Raw genomic sequence first — 13,457 nt, 5'->3', positions numbered from 1 at the left:
TTATGACACTAATATTTCAGTTGTGAGTCATAGAGATGACAGGTGGTGATTTGCGTCGAGTATATTTTCCTTTGATAATCAGTGTGCTACTAAGCGCCTGCTCTTCTGGGCCTGAGCCTAGTGAGCAAGCACAGGTGACAACACCTACAAATCAGCTATTGTCGGACAACCCTGACTTGTTCGACTTTTACTCAGAGTGGCACGGCACGCCTTATCGCTTAGGCGGGACACAGAAATCTGGAATTGATTGCTCAGCATTTGTACAAAAAGCGTTTGTTGAGGCTTATCAGCTCTCGTTACCAAGGACAACGAAGCAGCAATCAAAGCAAGGTGTGGAGTTAAGTTGGACGGATGCCAAGCAAGGGGATCTAGTGTTTTTTAAAACAAGACGTACAACCTATCATGTCGGAATTTACTTGGGTAACAAGCAGTTCATGCATGCATCGACGTCTAGAGGTGTGATTATTTCAAGAATCGACAACCCATACTGGGCATCTAAGTTTTGGCAAATAAGAAGAGTTACAATGTAACTCCTCTCACTCTTTAACCGGACATTGCTGTAAGTTAAAACAATATCAGTCGTAAGTCGCAACAGCATTATCGAACAGATTTTTGACCAGAGCGATGTATTCATCAAGGAACGTGATCTGTTCATTGGTCGCTTTTTTATGCCATACCCCAGCCAATATCTCACCAAGATCTTCAACAACTGCATCAGCCTCTTTCAACAATTTGAAGCGTACGCTCGAGTGAAGTTCTGGATTTTGCTCAAAAATCGCCATGATGTTTGAAGCCACCATATCGGTGACAACATCTTCGATGCTTTCGGATCCAGTGTCGCCAATTTCGGTCGTAAAAATATCTAGATTTAGAGACAAGTGCTCGATAAGAGCGAGATATCCATCGGTTTCTAAAACCACTGTTTTTCTCCGTTTATTGCAAGCCTTCGAAGCTGAAAGCAGAATAGTTTCAATAGTAAGACATGCCGAGAAAATTTCATTAACTTATTTCATATTAACAAACATTCACGAACCAACTGGATGATTTTCAAACAATTGAGCTTTGCTTCACTGAATTCGGATACAGGGTTTCTTCAAACCTTTTTATATTTCAGCCATTTTCATGCAAACAGGTTTGGTTACGACCATTTTCTTTTGCACGATACAGCGCAGCATCGGCACTCTTTAACCATTGAGTGTGAGTTTCAAAATAAGGCTTATACTCGCAAACACCAATACTTATCGTGTAATTAATCAAAAAATCTTCCACTTTCACGATCTCTTGCTCAATTCTTTTGCGCAAACGCTCTGCGAAATAGCAAGCTTGCTCCTGGTTTGTGTGAGGAAGTAGTACGGTAAACTCTTCACCACCAAAACGACCGCAGATGTCACTGCTTCTTGCTGTTTTTCTCAACAAGGCAGAGGTTCGACGAATGACTTCGTCCCCTGTCGGGTGACCATAAGTATCATTCACCTTCTTAAAGTGGTCGATATCGAATATTACTAATGAGCATGGTCCGTCGATAACTTTTAAGTGAGCAAACTCATCTTTCAATGATTGCTCCCAATAAGCGCGATTAAATAAACCTGTTAAACCATCTTTGCGACTGATTTCCGACAAATGTTGATTTGTTTCTTTCAAATGAATGCGATTTCTCGCAGTTTCAGAAACATCATTGACTTGAATCGCTATGTGGCTGACCTCTCCTGAGAGCCCAATTAACGGCGTGATCACGATATCTTGATACATAAAATCACTGCTGTTTGAAACCGGAGAAAAATTGTTGAACTTAAAAAGATACGGTCGGTTTTCCCAGCTAGAAAAAGAACGAGTTTCCAGATCGGCGGCAGCTTTTATCTTGGTTTCTAGCCAAGTTCTTGGCAGCTCTTCAAAATGCTCAAATAAACATTCACCAAGAATTTCTTGTGATAGAATGCCACTGTATGACTGCATAAAACTGTTCCACACACACACTTTATACTCTTGATCCAAAACAATAAGCCCTGAATCCATCGTATCGAGAATTTGTGTGACCCAATGAAAGTCTGCTATGTCCAGCGTGATATCGGACATTAGATTAGCTCCATGATTTCATAGATTATTTCTACGGATGGCTTATCAATTAAAAACAGTACCTCGCACTCGAAATCGAGCGCTTCTGCCATGTAGGTGTATTCGATAGTAAAGAGCTCACCCAACTCGCCTTGCTCTTCACAATAAGGTGTTAAGGTATCCACAATGCCTGGCTGACGAAGTGAGAACTGCTTGTCGAGTTGATCGCCCAATGATGTGAGAAATGACGAAACCAGTAGGTTAGAGATATTCAAGATGATTTCATTATGAGGCGTAAACTCAAGGAGGTAACCTAATTTTTCCCCAATCTGATTGATATCCCTACCACGTAAGCACACCAGTGCCTCTCCGTGAATACCACCACCGACAAACCTCTGCGCTACCGCAACGGAACTGTCACGCCCAACCACATCAACCAGTGTCATATGAAGCTCGCCGTAGGACAACGGTCCAACATGAGGAACAGGAAGTTGTATGAACTCATGTAAATGGTCGGCCATAATCGCAGCCCCTTTACCAAGGGCAATGTTCGCAATTTCACGGAATTTGGCTAGTAAGGAAAGCTCTTCGCAACCCTGGTTTTTAGAATCAACCGAATGACTAGGTTTGAACGCATAATGCAGTCCTAATTGTTCGTATAGTGGGAGCACCTGCTCTTCTGTCAGAGGCTTAGCGATAAAAGCTTGAGCACCAAGATCGAGACAGCGCTGTTTTGCCTCTTGTTGAACATCTCCAGAAATAATGACGATGTTGGTCGGGTACTGACTAACAGGTAATGATTCGAGGACCTCAAAACCATCCATTATGGGCATCGTTAAATCGAGAAACAAAATATCGATATTTTGCTCAGCAAGAATATTAAGCGCCTCATAACCATCTTGCGCTTCAATAAGATGCAATGATGTATCTTGTACGATAGAACGCGCAATAAGCTTTCTTGCAACAGCTGAGTCATCACATATCAGTATTTTCATGCCACCAATGGAACTAACGTCAAAAAAATCATAATACCTGTTGTAAACGTTCATCTCCATATGCTAAGCCAACAAATCAGAGGCTTATAAGCGATTTGATTCACATTTATACAAATTGACTACACTAAGAGGAAGGTTTCTTTACTAAGTATGCTCAACATAGCGCCAACTCCCTGCTATTTATCCTAAACTATTGGTGGTCAAATAGATTCGCGAGGTTTTGTATGTGGCAAGCAATATCGCAACAGCTTTCTGATACTTTATTGTTCGATTACCAGATCACGGAAAAAGTAAGGCTGTCTGGTGGGGATATCAGTGAAAGCTACATGATCAATGATGGCGAGCAACGTTATTTTGTGAAAATTAACGATCGCGAGTTTTTGTCTAAATTTGAGGTAGAAGCTGAAAGCCTGCATCTTTTGCGTGAAACATCAACCCTATTTGTACCTGAGGTGGTATTGGTTGGTAAAACCAAAAATGCCTCATTCCTAATTCTTAACTACCTTCCAACGAAACCATTAGAAGATGGTCCCAACAGCTTTAAATTTGGGCAGCAATTAGCTCACCTACACCAGTGGGGCGAGCAAAAAGAGTTTGGTTTTGATACCGACAACTATCTCGGTTCGACTCTACAGCCCAACAAATGGCACAAGAAATGGTGTGTATTCTTTGCTGAGCAACGCATAGGTTGGCAATTACAGCTCCTTAAAGAAAAAGGCGTCACCTTGGTTGATATCGATGACTTTATCGACGTCGTAAAACAGCGGCTAGCAAACCATGCTCCGAAACCTTCTTTGTTGCATGGCGATTTATGGAATGGAAATGCGGCACTCACTGCATTCGGTCCTATCTGTTACGATCCTGCGTGCTATTGGGGGGACAGGGAGTGTGATATTGCGATGACAGAGCTTTTTGGTGGATTTCAGCCAGAATTTTATCAAGGCTACGAATCGGTTATGCCACTTTCTTCAAGCTATGAGGAACGTAAAGATATCTATAACCTTTACCATGTTCTCAACCATTGTAATTTGTTTGGCGGCCATTACTTGGAACAGGCTCAACTGGTTATTAATAAAATCATTTCTTATTAATTTGGAAGCCACTGCATATTTCAAGATGTAAAATCTCGAGGCACATCACTACAGAAAATCACCCTAAGCTCAAGGTTGAGTTTGGGGTCAAGTTTTGTACTTATTTCGACTCAATTAGCAACAACTCTGCCTAATATCAAAGGAGACTTAACTTTGGATTGTGCCTATTTTCCTTGTAGGCAAAGTAAGTAAAGGGCTGTACTTCATTGATGAATAGTGTGTTTAAAAGCCCTGCGAGATTAGGAGTTGTTGTATGAAAAATTATACCGAAAGGTATGTAAAGTGCCCGCATTGCGGACACTCTATCGGCATTACATTAGATGCAAGTAATGGTGACCAAGAGTTTTATGATGATTGCCCAGCTTGTTGCCACGCTATCCACCTAAATATGCGAGTGGATGAGTTACAAGATAAGGTCGAACTATTTATCGATGACAATTACGAATAACAGCTCGAGCATGTGAACATCAGAAATATAAAAACGCTTAAATGAAAAAGGAGCACTAGGCTCCTTTTTCTCATTCTAAAGCTGTTTTGCTGCAAGAACGCGCTCAACAGTATCAACAATTGCTTGAGTCTGAGGATCAAACTCAATATTAACACGCTCCCCTACTTGTCTCACTCCGAAAAGCGTTCGCTGCAAGGTTTCTGGAATTAGGTGTACCGAAAAACGACACGCTTCAACTTCACCAATAGTTAGCGAGCAGCCATCTAAACCAATGTAACCTTTCGCTAATACATATTTCATTGATTCTTGCGGCAGTTGGAACCAAATCGTGCGGTTATTGGGCGTATCGATGATATCGACAATATCTGCCGTTAAACTAATATGACCAGACATACTATGCCCGCCTATTTCGTCACCAAACTTAGCCGCGCGCTCAATGTTTACGCTATCCCCTTCCACCAGCCGACCTAAATTAGTAAGAGCCAATGTCGCTTGCATTAAATCAAAACTGATAAGGTTGCCTTCGATCTTAGTCACAGTTAGACAACATCCGTTGTGTGCAACGGATGCACCAATTTCTAACCCTTTACAAAGTTCATCGCTTAACTCGACAACGTGCGTTTGAAAGCGTTCTTTTTTATCAATTTTAACGACCTTCGCCGTACCCTGAACTATTCCTGTAAACATTTCTTTTTACCTATTGATTTAATACCAACTGTAGTCGAAGACTAAGCCCTAAACACTGCGCTACAGGTCGGAAATAAAGACCGCAGACGATAAAGCCATGGCTTAATGAACACTGGTTTGTTCTCATGCATGCTTCAACATTACCATGATTCGCTGCTGTTCTCAGTAAAAGCGTATCCTTAGCGTGGAGAGCGTCCAGTCAGTGTTATCGACTATTCGCTACCTAGCTATGGAATATAAACATACAATTGTTTATCATTTGCGCGGAGTTTCTCCGAGGCATTTTTTCACCTTATCGTGACTAAAATCAACCATCAGATCCGTTCACCACATCTTTTGCCCTCGAGTACTCTCATTCTTTCAACTTATTGTTCCGCTCTGGAGTATTTTTCGTGCATCGCTATAAAGAAGAAGCATCAAGTCTTATCAAATTGGCGACCCCGGTATTGATCGCATCTGTCGCTCAAACTGGTATGGGGTTTGTTGATACCGTAATGGCTGGCGGCGTTAGCGCCACCGACATGGCTGCGGTTTCTGTCGCTTCAAGTATTTGGCTACCATCCATTTTGTTTGGGGTGGGTTTATTAATGGCATTGGTCCCTGTTGTCGCACAGTTAAATGGCTCTGGTCGTCGAGTGAAAATCCCGTTTGAAATTCAGCAAGGCGTCGTTTTGGCATTGCTGATCAGTGTGCCGATAATTGCAGTCCTGCTTCAAACCCAGTTTATTCTCGGACTGATGGATGTTGAAGCACTGATGGCTGAAAAAACGGTGGGATACATTCATGCCGTTATATTAGCAGTACCCGCTTTTTTACTTTTCCAAACGCTTAGAAGCTTTACGGATGGTATGTCATTGACGAAGCCGGCAATGGTTATTGGCTTTATCGGTTTGCTGCTCAACATTCCTCTAAACTGGATTTTCGTGTACGGCAAGTTTGGTGCACCTGAATTAGGCGGTGTTGGCTGTGGTGTAGCAACCACGATTGTTTACTGGGTCATGTTTGCCATGCTATTGCTGTATGTGATGACATCAGAGCGATTGAAAAGCATCAACCTATTTGGAGAATGGCATCGCCCACAATGGAAAGCGCAAGTTCGTCTATTCAAGCTCGGCTTTCCTGTTGCAGCAGCGCTGTTTTTTGAAGTGACATTGTTTGCTGTTGTTGCACTGCTCGTTTCACCACTGGGTCCTATCATTGTGGCAGCGCATCAAGTCGCGATTAACTTCTCCTCGTTGGTATTTATGCTACCAATGAGTATTGGTGCAGCAGTAAGCATTCGTGTCGGCCATCGACTTGGTGAAGAAAACGTAGATGGCGCGCGCGTAGCGTCACGAGTCGGCATTATGGTTGGTCTAGCATTGTCCGTTCTCACAGCGATTTTAACCGTCTTGTCTCGTGAGTGGATCGCCGAGCTTTATACTAGCAACCCAGAGGTAATCACTCTAGCGATGCACCTGCTCGTGTTTGCCGCTGTTTATCAATGTACGGATGCGGTTCAAGTGATCGCAGCTGGTGCATTACGCGGCTATAAAGACATGCGAGCCATCTTCAACCGTACTTTTATTGCTTATTGGATTCTTGGGCTGCCAATTGGTTACGTCCTTGGCCGTACAGACTGGATTGTCGAGCCAATGGGAGCACAAGGCTTCTGGCTTGGTTTTATCATCGGCCTATCTTCTGCGGCCTTTATGTTAGGCGTCAGAATGCGTTGGATGCATCGCCAAGAGCCAGAAGTGCAATTGAACTTTTCAGTTCAATAAAAAGTAAAAAAAGCCAGCATCCGCTGGCTTTTTTGATCGAATAATCACACGGTTGAGTATACTTATAACAAGATTGCGAAGTGGTTGATTTTGCTCTCTAGACAACGGATACGAAGTTATAAAAAAGGATATTTGTGCGGTCTATTTTATTGTTCTTAATCTTGATTCTTAATGGTTGTGATAACTGGTTCAATCCAGAGAACGCCATGTTTGATAAGTATCATCAACGTGTAGCCAATGTATTGGACGTTCCTGCTATTCCAATAGAATTACAGTCTACGGTAACGATTCCTGCGAAACGCGTTTTGTTCGAGCCATTGCCAAGGCTATCTATTGGCCTGCTAGAGAGCTATCAATTACGACAATGCGGACTCTTTAATTTACTTGCCGAGAAAAACTCACAACTTGGAAAGGTGCAGGATGCCTTTCATGATTTTGATTATCAAACTGCCCTTTTAAGAGTCATAAATCGATGTTTATCCGAATTTCCACTTAGCGATGAAGAACGCGCGACATTGACAGAGCTTTACTCAACCAAGTGGCAACATCTAGACATTCATCTCGACAACTTACTACTCGTAAGTGATGCCATGCAAAAGCAACTAACAGCCTCTGATTGGCTATCTCAAAATACGACGAATGATATTGCACGCATTAACGATGTCTATCGTATTTTCAGCGAAATGTATGATTTACCCCACCGCGCGGTCTCACGTCTACCCGATGTGGAAGTTACTCAATATCAAGAAGAGTTAGAGAAATCTCGTTTACTCGGACGACTTTACTATTCAATGGTTAACACATCCCTTTGGTTAAAAGCGACAACTCAGCTACTTGAGCAGAACCAGAGCAATGTATTGTGCGGGCCGAACAGAGACACCACTCAGTTCCGCTACTTAAGAAATGTCTTTCAATCCATTTACGTTGAAGAAGTGCAACCTTATTTGGCTTATTTAGACAGTACCTATCAACAACTTAATGATGGTGCCACTTTGGTGGAGAACCGTATGCAACTCCATGGTCACCAGTATGGCATAATTGAGGCACATAGGACATTTAGGCAAGAAACCCTAAACCACGTTCAGTTTTGGCAGGGTCTCTTCAAACGATGTGGTGTAACCGTTGGCAACTAGTAAGTGCAGAGCGTTCTATTCCTTCAACCTTTCACGCAAGAATCGAGCAAAACGCGGTTTACCAGTATGTGTAAAACCGTTATATCTAAATGTAATGGTTGAACCAATTTTCGGAGGCTGGCGACGCACTTCATCGGTAAATCCGCTACCGATGTAAAACTCAATGCCATTTGGTAAGCGAACTAACATTGCTCCCATCATACCTAATAAGCGCCCTGTTCCTGGCTTATAACCCACAACTAACGCTTCATCATCTGCGTATCGTTTTAGTTTAAGCAAATCACTACCGCGTCCAGCCTGATAGCGGCTTGATACCTTCCGCAACATCACCCCTTCACCGTCGGATATTGAAATTTTATCCAACTGTGTAAACAGATGAGCTTCATTTTGAATCGCTCGGTGCTCGACATATTTGATATGAGGCTGGTCGACTTCAAGCACTAAATCTTTGATGTTGTAATAACGCTTCCGATAATCACCAGCGGAATATGGCATATCAAAGATCATAAAGTCGATGTGTCGCCAAGCAGACTCTACAGGAGTTTTATCTAATACCGTTTGCTGAACAAGATGGAAGTTACCTCTCCCAGCCCAAAGTTCACCGTCCAACGGATAATCAGGCAAAGGTCCTGTAAACCAGTCTGGGGCGTAGATTCGATTACCATTTCTCGTCACGAGATGTTGCCCAGTCCAATAAGCGCGAACACCATCAAGTTTTTCGCTATACCAATATTCAGACACATCAATGCCATCCTGATAGCTTTGTGCAAGAGAAACTGGTGGTGCGAGAGACGTATCCGCTTGAGGCTGTGAAGACGCTGCCATAACAGCCAGCGCAATTAATGTCATTTTTAATGGCATAAGAAGACCTTGTACAAAAAATCGCCTTTATTGAAACGTAAGTCCTCTCGATGACCTATTTATTACTAGTTATTCTTCGACTCATAACAATCAACATTAGTAATAATTTGCAAAGATAATCATAAACTTTAGACAGGTTTTGCATTTAGTCGTTACACGTTATTCACTTAAGGCGGATGGTTCGTCAATCGAGTTGGAATCTAATCATGACGAGATCCCTCGGTCTAACGACTTCTTTCGGCTCAAAACCTCTTATAAGCAAACCATTTCTCTGTGCGTTTTTGATTCTCAATTTGAGAATCAGTCCTTTCTCAAATTGAACAATATCATTAACAATATTTAACTGTTTGATTTTTCATTAATTTCAAATTGGCACGTTACCTGCTCTATATCCAATTAGAAAAACAAACGGAGACAGAGTCATGGAACTACGCAAACTAGAAATCAATCAAGACAAGTTAGCCATTGAGTTTTTTGGTGACTTAGATGCAAGCGGCTGTCGACAAGCACAACATCACATTGATGAGGTAATTCACAACAATCATCACAAAGAAGTCGAAATTAACCTACAGCACGTCCAATTTCTTGATTCTTCAGGGATTGGTGCCATTGTTTACTTATATAAGCGTCTAGTTGAACGTGAAAGAAGCATGAGTATTGAAAACGTATCAGGCCAACCTTTAGAAATCATGAGCTTGCTTCGTATCAACCATGCCATTCCCGTTAACTCAAAAGGACACTAAAAATACCGGTTTAAACGGAGGTTGGCATGGTAAATCTTATACGACGATATGCATTAAGCGGTCTTGTTGTCGGCATGTTTGGTTGTTCGTCGTTTGACTACCCAGAACACGGGAAAGGTGGCTTGGCGGAAAGCTATCAAGATATCTCGATCGAGAATTATCAGTTTTCCCCAGTGATGCCTGACGAGCCTTTAGGTCCAGAACATGGGTTAAGGTTTGATTGGCAACTGACCAAGTTACATCTAGACGCACTAATCCAAGAGGGCGCGCGCTGGTGTTTTCCTGCGGCAGTTGTTCAGGCCCTTGAAAAACAAAATAGAATTGCGCGCGAGTTAGAAGGTGGGCTTTTACTCGACGCTGCCAACGACCTTGTGATTCAGCGTCGACGCTTAAACCAGCTCGAACAACAACTCGACTACGTACTGAGCCAAACCACTTGCACACCGCCCGATGATATTGAAGCACTACGTAGCGACCTAAACATAGTCTCGGATATCTATGCACTACTTAATATCGACAACCAGTTTGCTGTCGATTCAGCAGAAATCAACCCGAAGTACATGGGACATTTGGCAGAAGCAGCCTACATTTTACGTGACCACCCCAACCTATCTCTTGTAGTAACGGGGCATGCGGATGCAACTGGAACCCCCGATTACAACCAGAAACTTGCTCAAGCGCGTGCGGAACAAGTAAAGCGTTACCTAACCGTATTTGGTATCACTTCAGAGAGAGTCACTACCAAATCTGTCGGAGATAACCTGCCACTCTATGAAGGTGAAACATCCGCCGTGCGTTTAACTAATCGTCGAGTAAGCATCGAGGTTATTAGCCCTAATTCAGATAGCGATAGCTCAATAAACCGCAACCCAACGGCAGGAGGCGCGCTATGAACACGATGAAACCATTTATCCTCTTAATGTTGTTGTGTCTGGTCGCGTGGGTACCTTCTTCCATAGCGGATGAGAGCAATACTGTTAAGGTCGGTGATTTAATACAGATTAACTTACCTGGAGAGGCGTCGTTAAACCAAGGGTTTCAGGTTGATCGTCGTGGACGAATTAATTTGCCAGAAGTCGGCCCTGTATTAGTGGCCGGCTACAATGAACAACAACTCCAAGACGTGATTATCGACAGGCTAAAGACCGTGTATCGTGACGTTAACAACGCTCGAGTTTTTATTAAACAGCAACAGTTGTTAGTGTCCGTTCAAGGCTACGTGGTCAAACCCGGTGAATATACCTTACCTTCTGGGTCCAACATTCAAATGTTTGTGTACGAAGCTGGCGGCCTGCGCGCTGGGGCTCAGCTTGATAAAATGATCGTGAAACGTGGAAATAAAAACATTGAATTTGACTACAAACGCTTCCTTGATACGGGTGACAATAGCCAACTGCCAAAACTAGAATCACTGGATGTCTTATTTGTCCCCGCTTCCCCACTCGTAGGGAATATTGAGCAAGAGTTTGATGCAGCAAAACTCGCGAATTCAGGTGACAGCGCAGATTCCGCTCGTGCAATCAAAGTCTTTGGTGAAGTCAACGCACCTGGCTCGTTCTCATACAAGCCCAACACCACGCTAGTTGATGTCGTAATGCGAGCTGGCGGCGTGACACGATATGCCAGTGTTGAGCAAATTCGAGTGATAACAAACAATAACCCAACCATGTTTAACCTGAAAAAGTACCTTGATACTGGAGACCAAAGCCTACTGCCGGAGATCCTGCCAGGTGCCACCATCTTTGTCCCAAAACAGGAAGAAGAAATCAAAGCAGGTGCAAATGTGGTTTACGTGATGGGTGAAGTCGCCCATCCTGGGGCATACGAAGGCAAGCAAGGCGCTAGCTTCATGGATATCCTCGCCAACGCTGGCGGCCCACTCGCTACGCAGAATCTCGCCAAATTCGCGTTATAAAAGCCGATGGCAAAGTCATCAAATTCGATCTTACCGCGCATACAGAAGGACTATCTTCAGCCAGACCACCAAATGTTGGACCAGGAGACGCGATTTTCGTACCGGAGAAAACCGATTTCAATGAGAAGTCTTGGTTAAAAGTAGCACCTAGTCGAGCGGTCGCAGTGATGGGAGAAGTTGTTCGCCCTGGACGCATCGAGTGGTCAGACGAAATGGATTTGATTGACCTGCTTGCACACGTTGGAGGCCCAACTCGACGAGCTGATACCACCAAAATTGAAGTCGCCAATAACGGTCAAATGACACAATTTGACTTAGACCAATACATTCTGGATGGCTCACCAACATCAAGCCTACCTCAAGTTTCCGCTGGTACAGTCGTAAGGGTACATGCATTGCCTGACGACCCATCCGATAATAAGTCGCAATGGGTAAGCCAAAGCTCTGACGCATCGATATACGTTTTCGGGCAAATCAATGCACCTGGGCGCTATCGTTTCACCGAAGATATGCATTTTCTGGATATTTTGTCTGCCGCCGATGGACCGACAATGGATGCAGATATTCACAACATCCGTGTCACACACCGAGGCCTAGGTTATGCCAAAGTGAGTAAATTGAATTTATCGATGTACTTTGAAACAGGCGATGAGTCAATTCTGCCCCACGTTCGTCCCGGTGATACCATTTACATTCCAGAAAAAAACAAAAACTGGTTAGATCGTTCAAAAGAGTCCACGGTACGCGTATTAGGTGAAGTAAGAGACCCAGGGCGGTACGTATTCAATGACAACATGACTGTGCTTGATCTCTTAGCGGAAGCAGGAGGACCAACTGATAATGCCTACCTTGAAAAGATCAGTGTGGTCAATATGTCTTGCTGCCAAGGCCAAGCCCGAACATTTGATTTGGTGAACTTTAGTAAAACAGCCAACATTTATGAGCTGCCAGTCATTCGCGCAGGCGACACAATTTACATTCCCCATAAAGACGAAAGCTTTGTTGAAAAAGCGAGGGCCGGACTAAGAGATATTTTACAAATCACCACAACCATCGTGTTAATAGGAGCGTTGTAATGACTATTCCTGCAACTCACGCTGAGATTGAGCAAATTTATCTTCAGAGTGAACAGAAAGGCCACAAAACGATTTGTGTTGTGGGTTGTAAATCTGAAGATGGTGTCACTTCCGTGGCTTCATCTCTTGCAGAGCGCTTGGTTTTAGCAGGCCACAATACTTTGTATGTAGACCTTAACTTATTCAAACCCGCTTATCACACTGTTCACGAATTTGATGATGACGAGAAGGTTGGCCATTTGATCACACGAGAGAATACACACCAAACTTTAGTCGGCCTCCCAGCTCCATCTCTCGCCAGTACTCAGTTAGCGTACCGAGACCCAACAACGCTGAAACAAAACATTGCACAATGGTTAACGCAGTACGAGCGCGTCGTGATAGATACATCACCACTTCTCAGTGTCAACCGAAGCAATATTGCGCCTCAAGTGATTGCTGGCGTATGTGATGCTACTTTGTTAGTAGCGCATTATGGCTCTACGACTGCAACCCAGCTCGAGCAAGCCAAAAAGCTACTCGATGCTAGCGATGCGAACTTGATTGGTTCTGTACTGAACATGAAGCACACTCCAAGCCTGAAAGATGAGTTAATCCGCCAAGTTTCCAAGCTGCGTTTCTTACCAAAAAAGTGGAAAGAAAAACTGTCTCAGCAAATTAAAAAAAGCGAACTGTTTATGTTATAGGGAGCGC

At 43.4% G+C, this 13,457-nt stretch carries 13 protein-coding genes and 1 pseudogene; 9 read left to right on the top strand and 5 right to left on the bottom strand.

What is annotated here, in order from left to right:
• Nucleotides 1-35: 35 nt before the first annotated feature.
• Nucleotides 36-530: an NlpC/P60 family protein gene (locus tag R7F07_RS15655; RefSeq protein ID WP_171342971.1), complete on the top strand. Its 495-nt coding sequence runs from the start codon at nt 36-38 to the stop codon at nt 528-530.
• 45 nt (nt 531-575) lie between these two features.
• Here the strand turns inward: R7F07_RS15655 and R7F07_RS15650 are convergent, their stop codons facing one another.
• The 3 genes from R7F07_RS15650 to R7F07_RS15640 all read right to left on the bottom strand — a co-directional run bounded on the left by R7F07_RS15650 (nt 576) and on the right by R7F07_RS15640 (nt 3,047).
• Nucleotides 576-920: a DUF3802 family protein gene (locus tag R7F07_RS15650; RefSeq protein ID WP_005377620.1), complete on the bottom strand. Its 345-nt coding sequence runs from the start codon at nt 918-920 to the stop codon at nt 576-578.
• 190 nt (nt 921-1,110) lie between these two features.
• Nucleotides 1,111-2,073, bottom strand: coding sequence for a GGDEF domain-containing protein (locus R7F07_RS15645; protein WP_005377621.1), 963 nt, complete (start codon nt 2,071-2,073; stop codon nt 1,111-1,113).
• The gene (locus R7F07_RS15640; protein WP_042523017.1) at nt 2,073-3,047 is read right to left on the bottom strand and encodes a response regulator; all 975 of its coding nucleotides are present in this window, start codon (nt 3,045-3,047) and stop codon (nt 2,073-2,075) included. The genes R7F07_RS15645 and R7F07_RS15640 overlap by 1 nt, the downstream gene beginning before the upstream one ends.
• Before the next feature lie 224 nt (nt 3,048-3,271).
• Here R7F07_RS15640 and R7F07_RS15635 point away from each other — a divergent pair, with 224 nt between their 5' ends.
• Nucleotides 3,272-4,138 carry a fructosamine kinase family protein gene (locus tag R7F07_RS15635; RefSeq protein ID WP_042522943.1) on the top strand — a complete coding sequence of 289 codons (867 nt, stop codon included), beginning with the start codon at nt 3,272-3,274 and terminating at the stop codon, nt 4,136-4,138.
• A 253-nt stretch (nt 4,139-4,391) separates the two neighbouring features.
• The gene (locus tag R7F07_RS15630) at nt 4,392-4,586 is read left to right on the top strand and encodes a CPXCG motif-containing cysteine-rich protein (RefSeq protein WP_017634925.1); all 195 of its coding nucleotides are present in this window, start codon (nt 4,392-4,394) and stop codon (nt 4,584-4,586) included.
• Nucleotides 4,587-4,661: 75 nt separating this feature from the next.
• On the opposite strand, the gene R7F07_RS15625 is transcribed toward R7F07_RS15630, so the two are convergent.
• Nucleotides 4,662-5,273, bottom strand: a complete 612-nt coding sequence (locus tag R7F07_RS15625; protein ID WP_005377625.1) for a riboflavin synthase — start codon at nt 5,271-5,273, stop codon at nt 4,662-4,664.
• Nucleotides 5,274-5,665: 392 nt separating this feature from the next.
• Here R7F07_RS15625 and R7F07_RS15620 point away from each other — a divergent pair, with 392 nt between their 5' ends.
• Both R7F07_RS15620 and R7F07_RS15615 read left to right on the top strand, forming a co-directional pair.
• A complete protein-coding gene (locus R7F07_RS15620) occupies nt 5,666-7,036 on the top strand; it encodes an MATE family efflux transporter (RefSeq protein ID WP_005377626.1) in 1,371 nt (456 codons plus the stop codon).
• 134 nt (nt 7,037-7,170) lie between these two features.
• Nucleotides 7,171-8,169 (top strand): DUF3080 domain-containing protein, encoded by a 999-nt coding sequence (locus tag R7F07_RS15615; RefSeq protein ID WP_042522941.1) that lies wholly within the window; start codon nt 7,171-7,173, stop codon nt 8,167-8,169.
• 15 nt (nt 8,170-8,184) lie between these two features.
• Here the strand turns inward: R7F07_RS15615 and R7F07_RS15610 are convergent, their stop codons facing one another.
• Nucleotides 8,185-9,030 (bottom strand): DNA ligase, encoded by an 846-nt coding sequence (locus R7F07_RS15610; RefSeq protein WP_017634928.1) that lies wholly within the window; start codon nt 9,028-9,030, stop codon nt 8,185-8,187.
• A 422-nt stretch (nt 9,031-9,452) separates the two neighbouring features.
• On the opposite strand from R7F07_RS15610, the gene R7F07_RS15605 reads away from it, so the two are divergent.
• The 4 genes and pseudogenes from R7F07_RS15605 (at nt 9,453) to R7F07_RS15590 (ending at nt 13,450) form a co-directional block, all read left to right on the top strand.
• Nucleotides 9,453-9,773, top strand: coding sequence for an STAS domain-containing protein (locus R7F07_RS15605; protein ID WP_017634929.1), 321 nt, complete (start codon nt 9,453-9,455; stop codon nt 9,771-9,773).
• 26 nt (nt 9,774-9,799) lie between these two features.
• Nucleotides 9,800-10,666, top strand: coding sequence for an OmpA family protein (locus tag R7F07_RS15600; protein WP_042522939.1), 867 nt, complete (start codon nt 9,800-9,802; stop codon nt 10,664-10,666).
• Nucleotides 10,663-12,764, top strand: a pseudogene (locus tag R7F07_RS15595) (SLBB domain-containing protein). Before R7F07_RS15600 ends, R7F07_RS15595 begins: the two are co-directional and overlap by 4 nt.
• Nucleotides 12,764-13,450 carry an AAA family ATPase gene (locus tag R7F07_RS15590; RefSeq protein WP_005377635.1) on the top strand — a complete coding sequence of 229 codons (687 nt, stop codon included), beginning with the start codon at nt 12,764-12,766 and terminating at the stop codon, nt 13,448-13,450. The pseudogene R7F07_RS15595 and the gene R7F07_RS15590 overlap by 1 nt, the downstream one beginning before the upstream one ends.
• The last annotated feature ends 7 nt before the right edge of the window (nt 13,451-13,457 follow it).

Origin of the sequence: Vibrio sp. YT-16, from assembly GCF_033337405.1 — a bacterium.
In the GTDB taxonomy this organism is placed as follows: Bacteria; Pseudomonadota; Gammaproteobacteria; order Enterobacterales; family Vibrionaceae; genus Vibrio; species Vibrio alginolyticus.
The sequence above is the reverse complement of the archived record's forward strand: the minus strand, read 5'-3'. Positions and strand labels throughout refer to the sequence as shown.

What these genes read in the sequence shown, in the direction of transcription:
- R7F07_RS15610 (WP_017634928.1), bottom strand. Translation starts at nt 9,030, where the DNA reads ATGCCATTAAAAATGACATTAATTGCGCTGGCTGTTATGGCAGCGTCT.
- R7F07_RS15605 (WP_017634929.1), top strand. Translation starts at nt 9,453, where the DNA reads ATGGAACTACGCAAACTAGAAATCAATCAAGACAAGTTAGCCATTGAG.
- R7F07_RS15635 (WP_042522943.1), top strand. Translation starts at nt 3,272, where the DNA reads ATGTGGCAAGCAATATCGCAACAGCTTTCTGATACTTTATTGTTCGAT.
- R7F07_RS15630 (WP_017634925.1), top strand. Translation starts at nt 4,392, where the DNA reads ATGAAAAATTATACCGAAAGGTATGTAAAGTGCCCGCATTGCGGACAC.
- R7F07_RS15645 (WP_005377621.1), bottom strand. Translation starts at nt 2,073, where the DNA reads ATGTCCGATATCACGCTGGACATAGCAGACTTTCATTGGGTCACACAA.
- R7F07_RS15590 (WP_005377635.1), top strand. Translation starts at nt 12,764, where the DNA reads ATGACTATTCCTGCAACTCACGCTGAGATTGAGCAAATTTATCTTCAG.
- R7F07_RS15655 (WP_171342971.1), top strand. Translation starts at nt 36, where the DNA reads ATGACAGGTGGTGATTTGCGTCGAGTATATTTTCCTTTGATAATCAGT.
- R7F07_RS15600 (WP_042522939.1), top strand. Translation starts at nt 9,800, where the DNA reads ATGGTAAATCTTATACGACGATATGCATTAAGCGGTCTTGTTGTCGGC.
- R7F07_RS15625 (WP_005377625.1), bottom strand. Translation starts at nt 5,273, where the DNA reads ATGTTTACAGGAATAGTTCAGGGTACGGCGAAGGTCGTTAAAATTGAT.
- R7F07_RS15640 (WP_042523017.1), bottom strand. Translation starts at nt 3,047, where the DNA reads ATGAAAATACTGATATGTGATGACTCAGCTGTTGCAAGAAAGCTTATT.